The sequence below is a fragment of the Mesorhizobium sp. M1142 genome, from assembly GCF_040318565.1.
Classification (GTDB): Bacteria; Pseudomonadota; Alphaproteobacteria; order Rhizobiales; family Rhizobiaceae; genus Mesorhizobium.
The window spans coordinates 104,699-124,639 of the sequence record NZ_JAMYMK010000006.1 but is presented as its reverse complement, the minus strand read 5'-3'; the positions used below and the strand labels follow the sequence as shown (position 1 = coordinate 124,639).

Sequence of the window (19,941 nt, the reverse complement as noted above, 5' to 3'; positions counted from 1 at the left end):
CCGGCGCCGCTTGACCATTCGAAACCAATCGAAGTTGGCCGGCGCGAGCCCTGAGTTCCGGTTGATCTACATTCCAGGCGGCGGCACTGCCGCTATTGAGGCGATGAGGACGAAGTTCAATGGAAATATTGGGGCCTTCTAACCCAGAACAGGCCTGTTCCGCTTGTGTCGTGCTGCGGCCCTCATCCTCTCCATTACCGGCTGGATTGGGATGCGACAATCCAGAATGGGATCCGAAGATGCCGTGCGTGAACCACTCTAGAACCAAAGTGGAAGCAGTAACGGCAGGATATCGGCTGGAGGTCTGATGCTTAATCACAAAACAGTCGGTTCGAAGGGGCGCGACCCGTGCCCAGAAGGGACAAAGGCCAGAGACCTAAGCTTCGATTTCGCCAAAGGCGTCCTCATTATATTGGTGATAATTGGGACAATATGTTATCTATCGAGGCACTGACGACTTTTGGCTGTCGCCATATTTTAAGTCGATCTACATGTTTCACATGCCTCTGTTTATGGCGATAAGTGGATATCTTTCTTCGGGAGCGATTCTGCGCAAATCGTTCCCTCAAGGCGTCAGTGATCGAGCAATGCAACTAGCATTGCCAATGCTTTTTTGGTGTGCGTTGATTTGGATATCGAAGGCCGCCGTAATGTCTTCGGCGAACAGTTTAACCAGTGGAATGTTGGATTTTCTTAGGGAGTTCATTGGCACATACTGGTTCATCTGGGCAGCTTTCGCGTCCTTCGTCCTGATAAAGTTGCTCACGACTTTCAATGGCTCGTCGGTGTGGATCATAGGCGCATCTGCAATTGCGATCGCATTCGCGCCCGTCCCGTGGTCAATAACCCCGTTGGTACGATACACATACCCATTCTTTTGTTTGGGGTTCTTGTTTGCGCAGCCGATCGGATGGCAGGCAGCTAGCATCAGGCGCCACAAGGCTATTTTTGTGGTGTTACTTTCGATGGCTGCGTTTCACGTGCTTTCTTGTTTGGGGAAAGGAAACGTACGTCTACAACAATCTTGTTTTGATCTACGATGCACAGTCGGCCAAACAAGTGTTGCTGATGTTCGCTGGCTCGGTAGCAACTTCTGCAGTGGCGATGCAGCTTATATTCCTATGCTGGAGAGTTGGCTATTCAACTCGCGTAGCTCGCTTTGTCGCGCTGGAGCTTGGTCAGAGCACACTGCTGCTTTACCTGCTTCAGGGTGCCGTGTTTCGCTTCATGGATCTAATACCGTTCGGAGAGCTTTGGGATCTCGCGAGCAGAATCGAGAGTTCGCCACTTTGCTTGGTTTGGCGATTGTTGTCACAGCGATGACAGTTCGCAGGATTGTGCGCCACCTTGGATATGTGTCGCGGAGCTATGCTTAATTTATGATGTGACTGCCGACAGTTGGCATTGAAGTCATTGGCGAGCCATGCCGGCGTGGCATTCCCCTCACGGATCACTTGATCCGCCGCCCGAAGTAAGGCGTGCCTGTAGGCCGGGATCGGTCCCGAATGCTCGTAGGACGGCAATTCGCTCGGGAGCCCGATCAGATTTGAAGCTCCGCGACCGTCTGGCGCCGACCGCAGCCAATGAAAGAGCGTCTGACCGATCGTCGCGTTCATCTCCAGAAGCCCGCCTAGTATGTTGTGACCACTGCTGTGGCAATGCAGCAGTCCTGGATGGCTGCATCAAATAGGTCCAAGATGCCCCGGGTGCGCTTCCACCGCATCACCGGGACCTTCGCTGCAGCTAAATGAAGAAAATCCAGGCGCGCGCTGAAGCATCGTAAAAAATTCATGGATTATGTCAGCTGATAAAATGACCCGATCCAATTTCAGTCGATCAATCAGCGCCCTTCGTCGGGGCTGTCGGTCCGCATCGCGCCTGGCGACGGCGCTATGCTGGTGCTCCTACGGCCGCCCTGTTGAACCGCTTTCTCCAGCACCGAACTGAATTGGTCCCGCTGGCGGACATTTCGATGCTTCCGCCTTGCGGGCCTTCTTTGTTGCGGCCGGCTCTGCGGCACGGCTGCGCCGACGTGAACGTGCTTGGCGGCACGTTTTGTGAGGGAGGGAAAGAGGCGCGCGGCCCTCTCCCTGCAAGTCGCCGCTGGCGGATTCCTCCGTCTGCCCGCTTCGCTCCGTGCAGACCGGGGAGACCCCTCCGCCCCCTTGCTCGCGCTGCTCGCCACGATGCAGGGGGACAGGCGACCTGAACCCGTGCCCAAGCCGATCTGATGGCAGAGGCGGTGGGGCTGGACATGGGCCCGTGGTGGACGTACGTGCCACACAAATCCTCATGCTCGCCTAACCGACCGCAACGTATGGCAATCCGGGCAGTCCCGACTAAAGATGGAGTAGGTCTCGGCCATTCCCGTGTCCGAACCCAGAAAAGTTACTGGTTTCCTTACGGGCGCGATACAAAGGGCACGGGCTGGACTTGGCTGCCGGGGGCGGGGCTTGTCGACCGCTCGATCGAAAGTGAGAGACGAGGAGGAGAATCACCGACCTGCAGAGCGGCAAGGCGCTCGCCTACCTCCCTGTCAGTCACCGTTAGCCGATGGTTTAGACGAAGATAGTCCGTCCATGTCGGCGTGCGGAATGTCTCGGTCCAAAGAGTCGAGTTCTGAAGATCGCGCTGGAGGGTCCAGTCCCGCGCACCGGCACGGCTCTGAACGCGCCGCCTTTCGCGCATGCAGCTCAGAAATTCCTCGATATTCTCCTCGGGTATCGAGTACTCCACCTTGATCACGATCGGGCCGCTCCTGGGCTTCAAATCGAGGGCCAGTTCTGGTGGCCTGAAGTCGAAGGCCCCTTGATCCGATTCCTCCCATAGCCGTACCGGCAATAGCTTTCCCACGGCTGCAACCAGCAACAGCGCCGCTGCAGCACCTTCCAAAGCCCACGTCAGGGAATAGTACTGCGCGACAGCACCCCAGATCCAGCTGCCCGCTGCCATGCCGCCGTAGGTCAGGGCGTAATAGATCGACAGGGTGCGACCAACGACCCACCTTGGGCTTGCCAACTGCACACACACGTCGGTTCCGGTCCAGGTGACAACCCAGCCTGCGCCAGCGATTGCAAGCGCGATCGCTGCTACAGCCACCGATGATGTGAGAGCCAGTAAAAGGCAACACGTTGCGCAAGCAACGGATGCGAGCGTGATCAATCGATTTTGGGACGTGATGCGTCGCAAGTAGCTATTGCCAATGCCCGCGATGAAGGCGCCTGTGCCGAAGCCGGCTAACAGGACGCCGTAAACAATTGGCCCCCCCGCCAGTTGGTCGCGAACCACGAGGGGGAGCAGAGCAAGGATCGAGATGCTTGACAGCCCGAACAGGGTTGCGCGCACGATCGCCACTCTGATCTCCGAGGAGATTGCCGTGAAGCGCATGCCATCATGAATGGCCGTCGTCATCCGCTCGCGCGGAAGAGGCGAAGAGCGAACTTGCCACTTGGAGCGCAGCACAGCGCTCAACGGGACCAGGTCGGTCAGCGCAGCGAAGGCGAAAGCCGTAAGGGGGCCCAGCAAAGCCAAAATTACACCGCCCAGCGCCGGTCCTATGCTCCGAACCACGTTGTACCCCACCGACATCAGCGTCACTGCAGCGGGTATGTCGCGCTTTTCCAGGATGTCGCCGACCGAGGCGTGCCAGGCTGGATCATTCAAGGCAAAGCCGCATCCCGCCAAGAAACTCAGTCCCAAGATCAGCCATGGACTGACAAAGCCGAGTCCAACAGAGAGAGCCAGCGCCGTGGATGCCAGTGCGATCAGGCAATGTCCGGCAAGCATCACGCCGCGGCGGCTGAAGCTGTCTGCAATCGCTCCAGCAAGGATCGACAAGAAGAAGGCGGGCAGTGTCGATGCAGCCTGCACGAGCGCAACCATCAGATCGGAGGCTGAAATCGTTGCCATAAGCCAGCTTATAGCCACGCTCTGCACCAGCCAGCCAAGGCTGGATATCTGCGTGGCTGTCCAGATCGAACGAAAGACCGGATTCTGAAGAGGGATCAGTGTGTTTGCCGCAAAGGGCGGGGAATCTTGACGCCGCATGACTTCTCACCTCCACCACGTAGTTCTTTCACTCACTCACTCGCTGACAGCGGTGCGCTTACGCACAGCTGCGTCACAACCAAGTTCCGATATCGCGCTCGCAACAAAGTAGATGTCGCATCCACGGTGCCGATGCGCGATGAGTGTGCCAGTTGGGCGTCAGCTGGTCTGGGTCGCGCAGCCCGATGGGGTGCGGTCTGCCCTGCGACTCTTGGCCTTGGACGGTGCTACCGCCCCGATGGCCGGGTTGTCAAACTGCCACGGTGCTAGCAGCGCCCATCCCATCCTGACAGGCATGAGCATACGACGCAGTGCATCGCTGGTATCGGAGGCGGGTGCAAGATCAAGGGTGGCATCGTCTTGACAAGTACGAGCTGGTGGGCGCCTTTGCCCGACCTACACATCGGCGATTCATGGGGCCGCCGTTCAACTCGTTGGTCTATGCGCAAAAAAACATAATACGCTTGTAAAAGACGTTTCGTGTCGGCGCAGGCGCCGAGGAGGGCGCGGAAGCCTTGAGCATCGTCATCCCGCCACCGAACGTCACCGGCTCGCTGCACATGGCCATGCGCTCAACAACACGCTGCAGGACATTCTGGTGCGCTTCGAGCGCATGCGCGGCAAGAACGTGCTGTGGCAGCCCGGCATGGATCACGCCGGCATCGCCACGCAGATGGTGGTCGAGCGCCAGCTTATGGAGAAGCAGATCCACCGCCGTGACCTGACGCGCGACGAGTTCATTGAGAAAGTCTGGGAGTGGAAAGCCGAATCCGGCGGCGCGATCTTCAACCAGTTGAAGCGGCTGGGGGCCTCGGCCGACTGGAGCCGAGAACGTTTCACCATGGACGAGGGCCTATCCAAGGCGGTGCTCGAAGTGTTCGTCACGCTCTACAAGGAAAGGCCTGATCTACAAGGACAAGCGCTTGTCAACTGGGACCCGAAGCTCTTGATCGCGAGTCCGACCTTGAGGTCGAACAGCAGGAGGTCAACGGCAACCTCTGGCATTTCCGCTACCCCGTCGAGGGCGAGGTTTTGGATCCGGAAAATCCTAAAACCTTCATCACCGTGGCGACGACCCGCCCGGAGACGATGCTGGGCGATATGGCGGTCGGCGGTGCATCCCGACGACGAGCGTTTCCGGCATCTTGTCGGCAAGAACCTCATCCTCTGCCGATCGTCGGCCGCAGGATCGCGGTGGTGGCGGACGAGTATTCTGATCCGGAGAAAGGCAGCGGCGCGGTCAAGATCACGCCGGCGCACGACTTCAACGAATTTGAGGTCGGCAGGCGCCATAAGTTGCCGGCGATCAATATTCTCACCGTAGAGGCGGCGGTCACCCTCACGGACAATGACGACTTTCTCGCCGGGACGACATGGTGCGTAGTCGCCATGCTGCCCCTGGCCAGATCGTAGATGACCTCGGCTTGTTCGCCATGGCGAGCCGAAGCACGTTGACGGCCGTGCCGGGTGATGCGCCGTCCCAGACTATCATCCCAAAATCGGCGCGCGCCATCTCCCGGTCTTTGGCGGCGTACAGCCCAGTCGCCCAGATCATTGCGGGGTTCCTTGGCCGCATGGAAGACCCCGACATGTTTGTAGCCGTAGCCCGCGAGCAGGCCCTGCGCCTCGGCATCGGCTCCAGAGGCGTCGCCAATCAGCACGCCGTGCACGGCAACAACGATTGGGCGGATCCGAGCGATGGCAGGTTCCGGCAGCTCAAATATCTCGCGTGAACCCCCTATGAATATCATCGACATCATGACTTTCCCTTCTCTCCAGGGCTCCCTCGCTCTGACCGCCGTCTCCCTCTGGCCCTGCGTGAGGGGTCACCCGAACGCCGAGACGGCGAAGCCGGCTCGGGGAGCGGCGGGACGCCGCAACTAGAGCCCGGTCGGCGGCAGGCCGGCGCGCAGACCTGCCGCTCCGGAGGCGCTACGCGCGCGGAGCTAGTGGCCTTTGTCGGCCAGCCAGAGGCTCACGTCCTGGATCGAGCGCATGAGCACCGACGGATTGTCCCGCGCGGGAATGAAGCCCCAGCTCTGCCAGTAGCGCTCTGCCTCGGCGTCGATCGCCCGCACCACCACCGCGCGGCCGCCGACGATGTCGGCGCCAGCGACGCAGCGATACAGCGCGTCCTTGACCAAGCCGCTACCGACGCCTTGTCCGGCATAGCGGTGGTCGACGGCGAGTTGTCCGATCAGCAGGCAGGGGATCGGATCGGGCGGGCGTCCGGTGCGGATGGCGCGCGGTGCGCTATTTGGCTGGATCACGCCCGGCGCGAGGCCGTAATACCCGACGACTGTTCCCTCGTCGTGAACGACCAGGACGCGGGTAAACCCGCGGGCCTGGTTCGTTCGCGCGAAGCCGGCCAGCCAAGCATTGAGCGCCGGCTTGCCGCAATCGAAGCTGTCGAGGCGGTGTGCGTGGTCGAGGAGTTCGATGCCTGAAAGCGCCACCTAGCGGTCCCAGGGCGAGGACCGACGCAGCCGTTCGGCCGCCTTCGCCGGGGGCGCAGCGGCCGGGGCTGAGATCGCCTGCATGAAGGCGTCATAGGCTTCCGGGGACACGCGGATGACGGTTTCGTTGAGGATGGCCGCCTGCGCCTCGTGCAGCGCGGCGCGCCGCATGAACTCCGTGCGCGACAGGCCGAGCAGCTCCGCGCCGCGGTCGATGATGGTGAGATCATCGTCGCGAAACCGCATCGAGACGGGTGCTTCCTTCCTGGTGGGTGTGGTGGCCATGGCGCGCTCCTGTGCTGCGGACGTATATACGTTAGTGTAACGCGGAACGCAATACTACGTTCCCTGGCGACGTCTCGTGGCGGATGGTCTCAGGATTTCTCGCCGCATCGGTTCTTCTCGGCTTCTCGCCCCAGTCGCCATTGCCGCAACCCAGAGCAAGGTGGCTTTGGTCAGCTCCGGCGGATCAATTACCGCTTAGGAAGCGCATTTGTTTTTGGCGGCCGGATGAGCGGGTCCAGAAGCGAAGTCGCTGCCATGACTGTCGCCGGACCAGCCCCGGCTATCCCGAACCTGATAAACATCTGACGCGATGGCGACTTTCGGGCCGTCACGCCACAAAGGAGGAACGGCTATGAAGGCTGGGCGGCGGCACTTTCATTCTCAGGCGCCGCTCTATGCCACCTGTCGGCCAATGTGACATCGCCACTGCGGTCCGGGCAATCGCGGTTGTGGTGACCGCGAGCCACTAAGCTTGTGCCGTACCCTTACAATGATTCATCAAGGCGTTTACCTCGGCAATCACGAGATCCGGCGTGATGTCGAACTTGCATCGGACTTTGACCGGACAATGCCGCACTTGGTCCAGACCACATCCGCGACATTCAATAACACTCATAAGCATGCTGACCAAGGGACCTCGAAACCCCCAAATCTCCGGTAGATGTGACGCCGTGAAAATGCCGATAGTAGGGCGGCCAAGCTGGGCAGCGACATGGCCGGTGCCTGAATTGTTCGAAACGACGAGCGCGGCCGAATTCACGAGACAATTGAATTCCAATTCTGACAAGTCGACAGCCGTCCGAATGTTCGCGGCTCCACGTTCCCTAGCTATCTTCGCAACCTCCTCAAGCGCTTCCAGGCATTCGCCACGGCCAACGAGGACCACCTCACCACGGGTCGAAAGAGCAGCGACAACTTTGCCAAAACTTTCAATCGGCCAATCTCGCAGGCTGGAATTGGAGAACGGAGCCACGACAATCGGGGCATTGCCTGTAGTCGAATTCTGTGGGTGACCCGCTCCGCTTTCGAAATAGGCAGCTGCCTTTGCGACCAGAAAGAGGAGGATTTCTGACACATGCTGGAGACGCACCTGCTTACGTTCAATGAACCAATCAAGCCATCTACGGGGGATTTTGTTAGCAAGCCCTATTTTTTGGACCAGCTTGTAGAAAATGGTTCTGCGCAGTTTCAGATTGAATGGCGGTATCGCAATATCGATCTGATGCATGCTGTACGGATCAACTATCGCCGCACGGTGCCTGGCGGGGACTTCAAGCAAGATGGGCCTTGTTTCTTCCGGAACACGCATATCAATGGCAAGATCAAACTCGCCGGTCAGCAGCGGCCTTATGTCGGCGGCTTCTTTGCGCGTTTTGACTTTTGGGTTGCGAGGAAAAAAGTCAAAAGCAATGTGATCGTCGGCGAGGTCGAACTGTTTTGCAGTAGCGATGTTCCAGCTTCCCACCACCAGCGTAATGTGGGCATGCGCAAAACGCTGACGAAGGTCCTTTAGGGGCCCTAGAGACATCCAAAAGTCGCCGACATGATCAAGCTTGAGGACCAAAATTCTCATCCTTGCGCTTGACTGTTCCGGCTCTTCCCAGCTGCGGTATATAATTTGATTGCCGTCGTGCTTTGTAAAATATGCCATTGCCATTCCGAAGATTATACGGTCAACACTGATAGCCCAGTGACGCGTGTGTAGGGTTGGAGTGCTCCCCACTTGTCCGCGTCTCCGCAAGAATTCTGCCATCAGATCCAAGCCGCGCTCCAGCAGGAGCTGTCGGGCGAAGTCTGCATCTCTAGCGGTGGTAGCGCGCCAAGAAGCCAGCTATGTCCCGACCCGCAATGTGAAGGGCTTCGTCACGGTCTTGCATGCAGTGAGTTCGAGAAACGCCGAGTAGACGGCGTTCGCCAAGCCGCCGTCCCCAGATCTCGAGCATAACGGCTGTGGCCTCGCTCTTTGGTCGATGCTGATCCTGAATGAGACCGTCGCCGCCGGCGACGACATCGCCGGCCGGATTGACCGTCTCCGGCACGCCCTGTCGCTGTGGTCCCGCATCATGGTGGTTACAAAGGACCCGCCGCAGGCGCTTTTTTCTGCGCGTCCGCGTCGTCCAACATGAAGTGGACGAATCAACCCTGTGATGAAGTCGACCGCCAGCCACCGGTGGGCGGGCAGGCGGCGTCGATGAACACCTTTATTCGCCGAGCTTGGATAGCGGCATCCCTATCACGCTGAGAGCCTGTTATGCTGGTCCAGCGTTTGATCGCAGTCTTGATCCATGCGAGCAGCTTGTGAGGGATGCAACCGAACGAGGCGCTGCTCCCACAGTCGTCGCAGGCCCTCCATCACAGCGTCACGCTTAGCCTGATCCGGCGCAATTGTATTGAGGAGATCTCCCAACATGGCTTCGCCCTCAATCCGCATCAGCAGATTAAACAAGTCGTGTGAAATTCGTACACTGTCACTGCTGAAGTGGGTCGTGCTGATCTCGCAGTGAGTCTCCCGACGATCTGGCGCTTTGTAAGCGCGGGTTTGATGGAGGGACACATAGGGCGGCAACGAAACCGCAAGCGCAGTCCAATCCTGCAGCGTTGCAGCCCGCTTTTTTACCAGGAAGGGCCCGACCACAAGTCCATCCAGCTCTGTCGTCAGAAAGGTGGCAATCGCGTCTGCAACCGAATCCACGATCGGTTCGGCATTGTTGTTAAAGGACGTATTGAGCAGAATTGGAGTGCCTGTGCGCTTCTTGAACGCATTGATGACCTCCCAGTACGCGGGATTGGCGTTGCGCGATACTGTTTGCAGGCGAGCGGTACCGTCGACGTGCGTGATGGCACCGAGCAAGGCGCGCTTTGAGTCACGCACGCGAACGACGAAATTCATGAATGGAAATTCGTGCCTACCGTCCGGGAGGTCGAAAAATTCGCTCGCATCCTCCTCCAGCACAGATGGCGCGAAGGGCCGATAGCCTTCGCGCTTCTTGACCATCGCATTGATCCGGTCCTTGTTTGCGGCGGGCCGAGGGTCGGCAAGAATGCTGCGGTTGCCCAGCGCACGTGGCCCAAACTCCGAACGACCCTGCACCCAGCCGATCACGGCGCCGTTGGCGATCCAGTCGGCTGCACTGCTTGCCACGTCATCAGAGCGTTCAACCTCGAGATGTCCGGCCCATGCATTCAGTTCCTGTTGCACGGCGCGCTCGCTCCCGAGATCAGGACCCCAATAGACCTCCTGCAGTCGCTCACACGGCGCGGGGCGGCCCATCTCGTTAGAGACTATCAGCGCAGCTCCCAATGCGCAGCCAGCGTCGTGAGACGCGGGTTGCACGAAAATGTCTTCGAAAAGCCCTGAATACAGCAGCTTACCGTTCATCGTGCAGTTGTGGGCCACCCCCCCCGCCAGGCACAACCGCTTCATGCCGGTGGCCTCACGGTGATGCCGGAGAATGTGGAACACGATCCGCTCAAGCGCTTCCTGCAGTGACGCACTCACATCTCGATGCTGCTGGGTGAAGGGCATTCCCTTTCGCCTGACCTCGATATTGCGGAGCAACGCCGGACCGATGCGGTCGAGGTGAACACGGTAGCCACCGCCGTTGGCGGAGAGCTCGTAGAACTGCTCGAAGAGCTCGCGATAGGGAGCGGGGTCGCCGTAGGGCGCGAGTCCCATTACCTTATACTCGTCGAACAAGCCGTAGCCGAGATAGCGGATCGTCTCGAGATAAAACAGCCCAAGAGAATTGTTCTCGGGGAAAGCCTCGAGTTGCGTAATTTCTGTGCCAGACCCTACCGCCAAGAGGCCCGATAGGAAATCACCAGAGCCATCAATCGCTAGAATGAGACTTTGTTCGAAGCCCGACATTGCAAAGGCGCTCACGGCGTGCGCCTGATGATGACTTACGAATGAAATACGCGAACTGTCCAACTTAGTGCCGAACTCACGCGTTAACAGATCCTGCACCAACGTTTTAGCATCCAACGGAATGGAGAGAATGTCCGGGTGGGATGCGGACATACCTTCAAGCATGGCGTTGGCATAGGGCTCGCTGGCGTAGAGCGCGACACGATCAATGTCGTTGAGCTGAACCCCCGCCGCTGACAGACAGTATTGAATCGAACGAATTGGGAGCTTGTTGGAGTGTTTCATCCGATTGAGGCGTTCCTCTTCGACGGCTGCTATCACCCGTCCGTCTCGGACGAGCACCGCGGCGCCATCGTGCATAAAGGCGTTCCGAAGCTCGAATCGGTTTTCATGGACTTGGTCAAGTCCGCCGCTAATTCCTAGACACAGCATTTCTTTCTCCACATAGTGATGGGCAAGCCAAATTGGCCTGCCTCAGACCGTTTCCAACTAAATAGGCCGCGTTGTCGCTTGCAGCTGCAACCGCCTGTCAGGCATCACCGGCATCAAAGAACGCCTCATAAGGGTCCGCCTGAATCAACATGAGATGCTTCGATCGTGGCGCCTGCCGTTCCATGACGCCGAGAGCTTGGCTGGATCATCGAATCTTGAGCGGCTGCTGACTTGCATGCCGGCGATGCCGTTTTCATCTGCAGCACGAACTTGTGACGCGGGCTGCCTATATCCTTGCGAAGGGGCGGCTGTTGACGAATAATGCCGCGCCGTGAACTGGCCCGATTTCATTCCCCGAAAGACCGTCGCACAGGCGAGTGACATGTGCTGCACTGTCCGCCTGCTTCCCGGTCGCACATCCGATAACGCCTTCGCTTGTGCAGGAGGCCGCATCGCGTCATTCGTCGGCCAAACATGGCACCGACTGGAAGCCCGGCAATACCGCGTAGATGTAAAGTGCGCTGATGTTGTATGGTAGCGCTGCCGGCCGGGTCTCCAATCCGCTGCCCAAACGAGCGGACTGCCTGCGGCAAAAAGCCCGCCACAAGCAGAATCGCGCTGGGCAGCTGGCTCGCCTGCAAGACTTCGCAGCTCAGGAACATTGGGGACGACTAGCGTCGAACCGCCGACATGATCGGCCAGTTGCAACTCACTTCTCGGCACGACCTCCACTGCACGTCAGGGCGCATGGAAGATTTTCTCCTTTGGATGGGTGATCGGTGCGGACGTGCTTTTGTCCATGCAAGATTTCCGAAGAGTTATGAAATCGTTTGTTTCGATCAAAGTCATCCACACTATGAATAGCTGCCGGACATGCGCTTCAAAGGGGCTTCAGGCTTCCCGGATGGCTACTCCGATTCGAAGCGCGTGGCATTCCATGCGCTCTATGACAACATTTTTCAGCAAAGGGTATGAGAGCAAACCCACACTTCTTTTTCAGAAGTCGCTTCGAAGCAGCCGAGGCCTTGATGGGCTTCTTCACCAAGTTCGGCGATGGTGCCGCAGACATTCTTCCTCTTTCCGGGCTGAACAAGCGCAGAGTTCGCGCCTTGGCAGTGTATCTGGGCGCTCCGTCTGATCTTGTTGAAAAGATCCCGACCGCCGACCTGGAGAACCTCGTCCCGGTCTCACATACGATGAGATTGACGACTTCCTCGAAGGCCAAGAGATCAACGAAGCGGCGCACAGGCGTATACTTCATGCGCATTCCAGCACAGCCCATAAGCGAGCGCTTCCCGTCACAACGATTGCCATGACGGGTTCGATATTTAGGCATCGGCAATAGCGTCTCAACATACACGATCGATGGGCTTGCCGCAGTTAGGCAGCTAGCGGCCTGAATTACCGCTGGAGCGAAGCGCTGCTCTTTCAGCCCGCATGCGGTCATGAGGTTGACAGTGTCGGCACGTATCGCCGAGGCCGGCACGCGAACTCATTCTCCCTGAATGCCTGCTCTATCGATCTTCCGCAGCGTACCCACTTGACCGGTCGCTTCGACATTCCAGGCACCCGGATTGTAGCCGATCCTTGCCGCTCTCCTTCGGCCGGTCGCAATGCTAGACGTGCGGCCGTTACGCGATGCAGAGCTGGTTGTCAGATGCGTGATGCGAAACGTGAGATGCAGCTCCAGTTTTGGCGATGGCGGGCTCGCCGCATTGTTGATATTCTCCGCACGGAACAGGCGCGCAAATGACACCGGATTCAGAGAAGGCCGAGGCGGTCGAGCAGTTGCTTGATACACCTGACCTTGCAACCGCACTGGAAAGCGAACAGTTCAAGAAATTCCTTGACCAGGTGCCGATCGCGATAGCCGTTTCGGACCTTGCCGCTGAGGAGCGCGTGGTTTACGCCAATCCGGAATTCGAGAAACTCTCAGGCCTGATGGCCGCCAGGCTCACCCAAGAAAACTGGGCGGCCCTTTTAGGGACGGGCCTCCATCAGCAAAAGGACAGGCCGCTAGCCGAGGCGGTGGTCGAGGGAACCGATTTGGTCGGCACTTTCAGGCTGGAGCGCAACGAGGACAAGCCGGCGATCGTCGACGTTTATTCCAACGTGATCGAAGACGACAACGGCAAGGTGTGCTTCCGACTGGTGGCCCTGGTCGACGTATCCGCCCATGGCGAGGCGGGAGATGAGCGCTCGGTGGAGGAGCGTGTCAGCGAGAAAGACACGCTGCTGCGCGAACTGCAGCACCGGGTGAAGAACAACCTGCAGATGATCACCGCGCTGATCCGGCTGGAAAGCCGCAACGCGACCGAGGCCGACCGGAGACGGTTTGAGCGGCTCGCCGGTCGCGTCGACGCTCTGGCGATCCTCTACCAGACGCTAACGGCCGACGAGCCGAAGGAGGAGGTCGATCTTGGCGTCTATCTCAGCCAGATCGCGTCCGCGGTGATGAGCTCGCATGCAGTCGAGGGGATCCGCCTGGATATGAAGGTGGATACATATCCCGTGTCAATAAACGTCGCCATGCCGGCGGGACTGGTCGTGAACGAACTGCTGACCAATTCACTGAAGCATGCGTTCAAAGGACGCGATGGCGGCACGATAACGCTGCACAGCATCGTCAATGGCGACGGCTGCCGGGTTATAGTGGCGGACGACGGAGTCGGCCTGCCGGAAGGCGAGACGTGGCCCAAGCCAGGCAAGCTCGGAGCGCTGATCGCGCGCTCGCTGACCGAGAACGCCAAGGCGCAGCTCGCCGTCGAGTCCAGCGCCAACAAAGGGACGAAGGTGACCATCGTTTTCAAGCGGTCGGCGGCAGCAAGCTGAACGGTTGCTGTCGAACATAGCAGGCTGGCGGCTGGCTTCATGTCGCGGCTTTGAGCAGGTGGCTGCAAATAGGCTAGGTCGCCCTTCACGGCCTGCTTCACATGGTCGAGGTCTTCCATTATGCTCCAGGCTTGCTGCTTCTGACTTCGGCGGCCAGTCCATCCCCACCTAGCGGAAGCCACTCCCGCCTGATTGCGTTGCGGCTTGAGTCTTGACGGCGGGGGCACCTGACGCCTTCGCGCTCATCACGCGCGGGCCGGCAATTCAGCAGCGAGTCATCGCTTGGCCAATCTTGCCGAGGACGAAGGTCTAACCTACAAATAAAATTGGTCCGACTGTTCGTGGCCGGAGGTAACCGCGAATTTGCGCTATCGGGACAGGAGAGCAGTGCTGTAGGCAAACCGCGATGCGTGCATTCGTTCGATTGGTTCTACGATTATCCTGACGCCTGGGGTGACCAGTTGCACCAGTATTCCTACTACGCGCAATCTTTGCAGGGTCATGTGCAGATCATCGCGGCCCGCCAAGACATCGGAAAACTGATCGACGATCCTTCAACCCCTGAGATATTGCGCGCCCGAATGGCATCGGCGGCCGCCATATAATAGTTTGCGGCAAAGACGGCCGCGATCGAACGGCTGAGGACGCGCTACCAACAGATTGCGCGACAGACGATGGGGTGGATACCGCGGATACGACGCCTGGTTCGATGCTCCGATCAACAACGCGAAGCTCGCCGCGACTTCCGTCTACAGCGATTCGGTTCAAAGGCTTGGCGCGTTGGACAAAGCTCGCCGCGCCGAAGCGCGATGCATAGAAGCGGGGATAGTCGCCCGAACACAAGTCGAACAAGCGGAGTGGTCGACCGTTTCGTCCTCCCCGGGGACGAGCCGGTTGCTCTGGCCTGGGGCGACCTGATGGGTCTTGCGGAGCACCGTCTCCAGCATGGCGATCAGGTCTTCGGGAAGTATGGCCTCATTCTGCACAGACGGTTTTGCGTGGCTGTTACGGATGCCGGCGGGCACGGTGGCGATATATGGCGGTCCTTTCGATCGAGCGGCTCGCCACGCTGCGTATAATTCCACGCCACGGAGGAGAGACGGCGCTCGATCGTCGCCACAGAGTTTGGTTTCTTGTCTCCTGTAACCTTTCTGGATGCACAGGCCGTGATGTAGAGGCCGACGGTCTGCGGATCAGGCGGCAACACCTCGAGGTGCTGCCGGCGCGCCCAGGCGCAAAAAATCCGCTCTCGACCGAGCGGCGTCAGACCGGTATTCTTATGGATGTTCATCCGGTCCCCCTGGAGTCACTGAAGCTTCGACAATCTCAGCTTTCCCGGTTCGGACCGGATGGACAACCTACTGAAAGCTCACAACTAGCTACCAATGCGATCAGCTTTCGGGCTATCGGGCGCATCCAGGGAGGATGGGTATGTTCTTGGCTAACGGGCTCAAGCTGCGGGACCGCGGGTGCACGCTGGCACTGATGTTGGCGATCATATGTGTATGTGCGCCTGCACTGGCGGCAAACGCGTCGGATCAGGCGTGCCGGTCCATCGCCAAGCTCAAAATTCCAAGCGTGATCTTTACCGAGGCTAGCCTTCAAAAGCCGCAGGAGATCCCCGCAGATCCCTTCACTGCATTCACCGGCGCCTCGCCTCAGGCGGTAAAAGTGGGCGGGCACTGCCTTGTCCGAGGTGTTATCGGGAAACGCCAGGGGGTCGATGGTCAATCATATGGCACCCGGTTTGAGGTGCGTCTTCCGACGACCTGGAACGACATGTTCCTTTTCCAGGGCGGCGGCGCAGTTGATGGCTTCCTGGCGCCGGCCGTCGGGACCATTCCTTGCCGGAACTCGACCGCGGCTCCCGGGCTCTTGCGCGGCTACGCTGTTGTAAGCATGGATGGCGGGCACCCAAGCCCCGATCCGGCTTTCGGGGTCGATCAAGCCGCACGCATTGATTTTGCGTACGCCTCCATTGGCAAAGTCACTTCGGTCTCGAAGCAGGTGATTGCCAAGTTCTATGGGGCGGCTCCGAAAAAGTCGGTGTTCATGGGATGCTCGAATGGCGGTCGTGAGGCGTTGATAGCGGCTCAGCGATATCCGCTCGAGTTCGACGGCATTGTTGCAGGTAGCCCGGGTTTTCGTCTCAGTGCCGCCAACATTGCCGAAGCCTGGGATACTCGCCAGTACATGAGCATCGCTCCCAAGGATGAGGCCGGCCATCCCATTCTATCCCGCGCCTTCTCCCAGCAGGATCTGAACATCGTCGCCAAGGCGGTTCTCGCTGCCTGTGATGCCCGCGATGGCATTGAGGATGGCGTCATCAACGCCTGGCAGCAGTGCCGGTTCGACCCAAAGGTCCTGTCCTGCCAAGGCGATAAGACGGACAGCTGCCTCACGGCTGGTCAAGTGCAGGCCATGAGCCGCGCGTTCGCGGGTCCGGAAAGCTCCGATGGCGAAAAGCTTTACAGCGATTGGCCATATGATACGGGCGTTGCGGGCGCGGACTGGAGAATGTGGAAGCTGGGCAATTCCCCCACTTCCCAGTCGGATGCAAATAACATCGTTCTGGGAGCCCGCTCGCTTCAATACTACTTCATGACGCCCCCGGCGCCGAATTTTGACCCCCTGAAGTTCGACTTCGACAAGGATCCGGCACGCGTTGCGGATACGGCCAAGCTCAATGATGCGACCGGCACGTATCTCGCCAGCTTCGCTGCCCACGGTGGAAAGCTGCTCTTGTTTCAGGGACTTTCCGATCCGGTCTTCTCAGCCAACGATCTGGTGCGCTGGTACAAGCAAGTCGTCGAGGTCACAAGCGGCGGCGATTTGGAAGCGGCTCGCCGTTTCGTGCGCATGTTCATAATCCCGGGGATGACCCACTGCGGCGATGGCCAAGCCTTCGACGACTTTGATCCTTTGGCCGCCATCGAGGGCTGGATAAACCAAGACAAGGCTCCGGATTCTCTCGCGGCTGGCAGCAAGGCATTCCCCGGCAAGCACCAGCCGATCTGCGCTTATCCCACTCAAGCTGCCTATGGCGGTAAGGGAAATCCCGATGAGATCGCGAGCTATTCGTGTCGGGGATAAGAGACCTCGTCATTTGTTCGCTTCAATCTGCGCGCATTCCCGGAACAGGTCTCCCGGACCAAGGATCGGTTGGAAAAGCTAAACCCGGAATTTGTGGGCCGTGCCATAACGCAGTTGATGATCATGCCTGACTACGAAGCGTCGGCCGCCGATAGTCTGGACAAGCGCTCGCTGTGCTCGATGAGGTAATTGTTATCGCCTGAGACCTGACCGCCTCATCCCAGCGGACAAAACGGGGGCATCAGAGCCCGGACGCCTTGGTGAGATTGACGCGGAAACGATCGCGCCGGCGCTGATACTTTCGCGTCATCTCGGCCGAGGCGTGACCGAGCTGCTTTTGCACATAGCGCTCGTCGACCTCGGCCGACGAGGCGAGGCCGGCGCGCAGCGAATGGCCAGCAAACTTTTGACCGCGTTCGCCCTCCGACAGATCGCCACGCACGCCGGCTGCGAGCGCCGTGCGCTTGACCAGCCGCGCAACTTCCTGGTCGTTAAGCCGATCGGCGCCGACGGCTCTGCCTTGACCAGCAACGCGCCGAAACAGCGGTCCGTGCGCAATGCGCGCCAGTCTTAGCCAGGTCTGCAGAGCGACCACAGGGCAGGTGGCGTCGGAGGAGCCGCGGCCGATTTCGACCTCGCGCCAGCCGGTTTTGCCGCGCAATGTGACAAGCAGACCCTTATCGGCAAAAATCTCGACCCAGCCGCGCCCGTCCTCGGTCTGATCCCTGCCGACGTCGAGGCCGACGATTTCGGATCGGCGAAGGCCGCCGGCGAAACCCAAAAGCAGCATGGCGCGGTCGCGCAGACCACGCAGCGTGCCGCGGTCGAGGGTCTCGAGCATGGCGATCAGATCCTCGGGCAGGATCGCTTCCTTCTGCCGGGGAGGGGAGGCGTGGGTGTTGCGAACGCCAGCCATCACCGTGGCGATATGCCGGTCCTTGCGGTCCAGCGGCTGGCCGCGCTGGGCAAAATTCCAGGAGAGCGACGAAAGCCGGCGCTCGATGGTTGAAACGGTGTTAGGCTTTTTGTCGCCAGTGGCCGTACCTGACGCGCAGGCGGCGATATAGAGCCCGACGACCTCAGGATCGGGCGGGAACATCTCGATGCCTTGGCGCCGGCACCAGCTCGAAAAATGCTTCCAGTCGGCTGCGTAGGCGCGGCGCGTGTTGGCCGAACTCGCCGCCTCGATATAATCGCGCGCGCGGCCGGCGAGCGCCTCAAGCTGCGCAGGCAGGCTGGAATTGGCAATGGCTGGAAGGGGAGGGGACGAGGCTAGGTCGGCATCGCCCATCTGCATGACGATATCGATGATGTCGGGCAAAGCCGCGGCGCTTTGTGTGTGAAGCTTGTCCGAAATTCGTAGCATATTTCGGACATCTTGACCGTCACTTCGTCCGAAATCGGACCACAGATTTCGGACAAAGCCCCAGCATCAACCCGCCAATATCTCGATCTGCCGTCGCCGCTGCAAACGTCGCCTGTGAGAGGCGAGCCGCCTCTAAACTGGTCGTATATCCCGATTAATAATAAGAATGTAGTCAACTTCCATATTTTAGAGGGCACGCATGCTGCCACTCAACCGGCCTGATCACCACACAAAGTGAGGAAGAACCTGGTTAGGTGCAAAGCGACAATTGCCTCGACAGCGGGTCCCGGAAGGTTTATGCTGCCCAGTCTTACCGCAATCCGAAATGGCGATTGAGTACCTTCACGAGTGAAGGGATTCCCGCGGTCTTAGAGATGAGTTGTCGAATGGCGCGAAGTCGCACAGAATCGCGAAGTCGCACAGAATCGTGTGTTTGATACCGATCAGGATCGCGAGCTATTTCAGGCGCAGAGAGGTCTTGCGCCCGATGCACGAGTTGCTCCCGGTCCAACGGAAGTGAATGGGGTGGAACTGCTTTGTCGACCAAATTGTTGACGGAACGTCCGGCGCCCATTGTTGCTACATGTCTGGATTCTTGGGGCGTTTTGGATGATGCAATCCACCATCTCACTCCAAAGGGCAGTGGAATCTGGAACAATGTCGCTTTTGTACGCAGGACATCCTTCGCGCCCGATTGGCATATTGTCTTTAACTCTGCTTCTATTTTTGGGCTCCCTGTTGATATCGAGGCGAGTCCAAACAGGACAATTTTTGCAATCGGCGAACCGCCGACGAAAGCTCATCGCGCATTTCATGAAGGGCAGGGGAAAAATACCATCGTCCTGACGTCTGACGCAGAGCTGGCTGCTCGGCAGAATGCAGAGCGCCGATTCGTTTTGTCTCCACCTATCACTCGGTCTTGGTCTGTAACAAAGACATATGACCAACTTCTGGTCAGCGAAGTCGTGGACAAGCCGCTTCGGCTCTCATGGATTACCAGTAACATCGCCCTGCTTAAAGGGCATCGATATCGGCTGGCGTTTCTGGAACGGCTGAGAGAGGAGCTCGATTTTGACCTGTTCGGCCGAGGTTTTCGGCTGATTGGAGATAAATGGGACGCACTCGCACCGTACCGTTACAGTATAGCTTTCGAGAATACTCGTGCTGATTACTATTTTACAGAGAAGCTTATGGACTGCTTCGTTGCTGAAACAATGCCGATCTATTACGGCAGCCCGGCAATCACGAGGTTCTTCCCTTCCGACTCAATGGTTCTGATTGACCCAGAGGACAAGAACGTAATCCAAAAAATTCAAGAAATCATCGACTCGGACCTCTGGAAGGAGCGTCGCGGCGCAATACAAGAGGCGAAGCGGTTGGTTCTTGAGAAATACAATACGTTTGCTTATCTCGCGGGCTTCATCGAAAGCGTTCACGATAAACCCTTACCGCCGGAAGTTATACACATCGGTTCGCCTGCGGTCGATTTTGGGAGAGACGAATGAAGTACTCCAACGCTCGCTTCGCGTGCCCGGCGGTTGGTGGTCTGGCGAGATCGGTAC

13 protein-coding genes and 5 pseudogenes are annotated in these 19,941 nt (G+C 58.8%); 10 read left to right on the top strand and 8 right to left on the bottom strand.

Annotated features, from left to right (window positions below; all coding sequences use genetic code 11):
* The first annotated feature begins 307 nt into the window (after positions 1–307).
* A pseudogene (nolL, locus tag NKH42_RS12435) lies at positions 308–1,376 on the top strand (nodulation factor fucose acetyltransferase NolL).
* A gap of 9 nt (positions 1,377–1,385) precedes the next feature.
* On the opposite strand, the pseudogene NKH42_RS12430 reads toward nolL, so the two are convergent.
* Positions 1,386–1,634, bottom strand: a pseudogene (locus tag NKH42_RS12430) (hypothetical protein); the annotation flags it as partial.
* 766 nt (positions 1,635–2,400) lie between these two features.
* On the bottom strand, positions 2,401–4,047 hold the full coding sequence (locus NKH42_RS12425; RefSeq protein WP_352508099.1) for an MFS transporter: 1,647 nt from the start codon (positions 4,045–4,047) through the stop codon (positions 2,401–2,403).
* A 512-nt stretch (positions 4,048–4,559) separates the two neighbouring features.
* Between NKH42_RS12425 and NKH42_RS12420 the strand changes: the two are divergent.
* Positions 4,560–5,415: pseudogene (locus NKH42_RS12420) on the top strand (class I tRNA ligase family protein); the annotation flags it as partial.
* A 56-nt stretch (positions 5,416–5,471) separates the two neighbouring features.
* Positions 5,472–5,780, top strand: a complete 309-nt coding sequence (locus NKH42_RS12415; protein WP_352690169.1) for a hypothetical protein — start codon at positions 5,472–5,474, stop codon at positions 5,778–5,780.
* 213 nt (positions 5,781–5,993) lie between these two features.
* Here the strand turns inward: NKH42_RS12415 and NKH42_RS12410 are convergent, their stop codons facing one another.
* From NKH42_RS12410 to NKH42_RS12400, 3 genes are all read right to left on the bottom strand, one after another.
* Entirely contained in the window at positions 5,994–6,503 is a 510-nt protein-coding gene (locus NKH42_RS12410) for a GNAT family N-acetyltransferase (RefSeq protein WP_352453588.1), read from the bottom strand.
* Positions 6,504–6,788 carry a type II toxin-antitoxin system TacA family antitoxin gene (locus NKH42_RS12405; RefSeq protein WP_352493107.1) on the bottom strand — a complete coding sequence of 95 codons (285 nt, stop codon included), beginning with the start codon at positions 6,786–6,788 and terminating at the stop codon, positions 6,504–6,506.
* A gap of 466 nt (positions 6,789–7,254) precedes the next feature.
* Positions 7,255–8,439 carry a glycosyltransferase family 9 protein gene (locus NKH42_RS12400; RefSeq protein WP_352974132.1) on the bottom strand — a complete coding sequence of 395 codons (1,185 nt, stop codon included), beginning with the start codon at positions 8,437–8,439 and terminating at the stop codon, positions 7,255–7,257.
* A gap of 319 nt (positions 8,440–8,758) precedes the next feature.
* Here NKH42_RS12400 and NKH42_RS12395 point away from each other — a divergent pair, with 319 nt between their 5' ends.
* Positions 8,759–8,914, top strand: coding sequence for a hypothetical protein (locus tag NKH42_RS12395; RefSeq protein ID WP_352942701.1), 156 nt, complete (start codon positions 8,759–8,761; stop codon positions 8,912–8,914).
* 107 nt (positions 8,915–9,021) lie between these two features.
* On the opposite strand, the gene NKH42_RS12390 is transcribed toward NKH42_RS12395, so the two are convergent.
* Positions 9,022–11,088, bottom strand: a complete 2,067-nt coding sequence (locus NKH42_RS12390) for a carbamoyltransferase family protein (RefSeq protein ID WP_352493622.1) — start codon at positions 11,086–11,088, stop codon at positions 9,022–9,024.
* A gap of 1,013 nt (positions 11,089–12,101) precedes the next feature.
* Between NKH42_RS12390 and nadE the strand changes: the two are divergent.
* The 4 genes and pseudogenes from nadE to NKH42_RS12370 form a co-directional block, all read left to right on the top strand.
* Positions 12,102–12,433: pseudogene (gene nadE, locus NKH42_RS12385) on the top strand (NAD(+) synthase); the annotation flags it as partial.
* 404 nt (positions 12,434–12,837) lie between these two features.
* The gene (locus NKH42_RS12380; RefSeq protein ID WP_352711124.1) at positions 12,838–13,920 is read left to right on the top strand and encodes a sensor histidine kinase; all 1,083 of its coding nucleotides are present in this window, start codon (positions 12,838–12,840) and stop codon (positions 13,918–13,920) included.
* Positions 13,921–14,330: 410 nt separating this feature from the next.
* On the top strand, positions 14,331–14,525 hold the full coding sequence (locus NKH42_RS12375; protein ID WP_352823476.1) for an aminopeptidase: 195 nt from the start codon (positions 14,331–14,333) through the stop codon (positions 14,523–14,525).
* 55 nt (positions 14,526–14,580) lie between these two features.
* A complete protein-coding gene (locus tag NKH42_RS12370; RefSeq protein ID WP_352453904.1) occupies positions 14,581–14,838 on the top strand; it encodes an aminopeptidase in 258 nt (85 codons plus the stop codon).
* Positions 14,839–14,840: 2 nt separating this feature from the next.
* On the opposite strand, the pseudogene NKH42_RS12365 reads toward NKH42_RS12370, so the two are convergent.
* Positions 14,841–15,160: pseudogene (locus tag NKH42_RS12365) on the bottom strand (integrase); the annotation flags it as partial.
* Positions 15,161–15,351: 191 nt separating this feature from the next.
* Between NKH42_RS12365 and NKH42_RS12360 the strand changes: the two are divergent.
* Positions 15,352–17,013, top strand: a complete 1,662-nt coding sequence (locus NKH42_RS12360) for a tannase/feruloyl esterase family alpha/beta hydrolase (RefSeq protein WP_352711118.1) — start codon at positions 15,352–15,354, stop codon at positions 17,011–17,013.
* Positions 17,014–17,254: 241 nt separating this feature from the next.
* On the opposite strand, the gene NKH42_RS12355 is transcribed toward NKH42_RS12360, so the two are convergent.
* Positions 17,255–18,379, bottom strand: coding sequence for a site-specific integrase (locus NKH42_RS12355; protein WP_352974130.1), 1,125 nt, complete (start codon positions 18,377–18,379; stop codon positions 17,255–17,257).
* Between the two features lie 536 nt (positions 18,380–18,915).
* Between NKH42_RS12355 and NKH42_RS12350 the strand changes: the two genes are divergently transcribed.
* Positions 18,916–19,884, top strand: a complete 969-nt coding sequence (locus NKH42_RS12350) for a glycosyltransferase family 10 domain-containing protein (protein WP_352493678.1) — start codon at positions 18,916–18,918, stop codon at positions 19,882–19,884.
* Positions 19,885–19,941: the final 57 nt, after the last annotated feature.

Excerpts from the sequence above, each read along its gene's own strand:
- NKH42_RS12405 (WP_352493107.1), bottom strand. The coding sequence starts at position 6,788 with ATGGCCACCACACCCACCAGGAAGGAAGCACCCGTCTCGATGCGGTTT.
- NKH42_RS12360 (WP_352711118.1), top strand. The coding sequence starts at position 15,352 with ATGTTCTTGGCTAACGGGCTCAAGCTGCGGGACCGCGGGTGCACGCTG.
- NKH42_RS12395 (WP_352942701.1), top strand. The coding sequence starts at position 8,759 with ATGCTGATCCTGAATGAGACCGTCGCCGCCGGCGACGACATCGCCGGC.
- NKH42_RS12390 (WP_352493622.1), bottom strand. The coding sequence starts at position 11,088 with ATGCTGTGTCTAGGAATTAGCGGCGGACTTGACCAAGTCCATGAAAAC.
- NKH42_RS12380 (WP_352711124.1), top strand. The coding sequence starts at position 12,838 with ATGACACCGGATTCAGAGAAGGCCGAGGCGGTCGAGCAGTTGCTTGAT.
- NKH42_RS12355 (WP_352974130.1), bottom strand. The coding sequence starts at position 18,379 with ATGCTACGAATTTCGGACAAGCTTCACACACAAAGCGCCGCGGCTTTG.
- NKH42_RS12400 (WP_352974132.1), bottom strand. The coding sequence starts at position 8,439 with ATGGCATATTTTACAAAGCACGACGGCAATCAAATTATATACCGCAGC.
- NKH42_RS12425 (WP_352508099.1), bottom strand. The coding sequence starts at position 4,047 with ATGCGGCGTCAAGATTCCCCGCCCTTTGCGGCAAACACACTGATCCCT.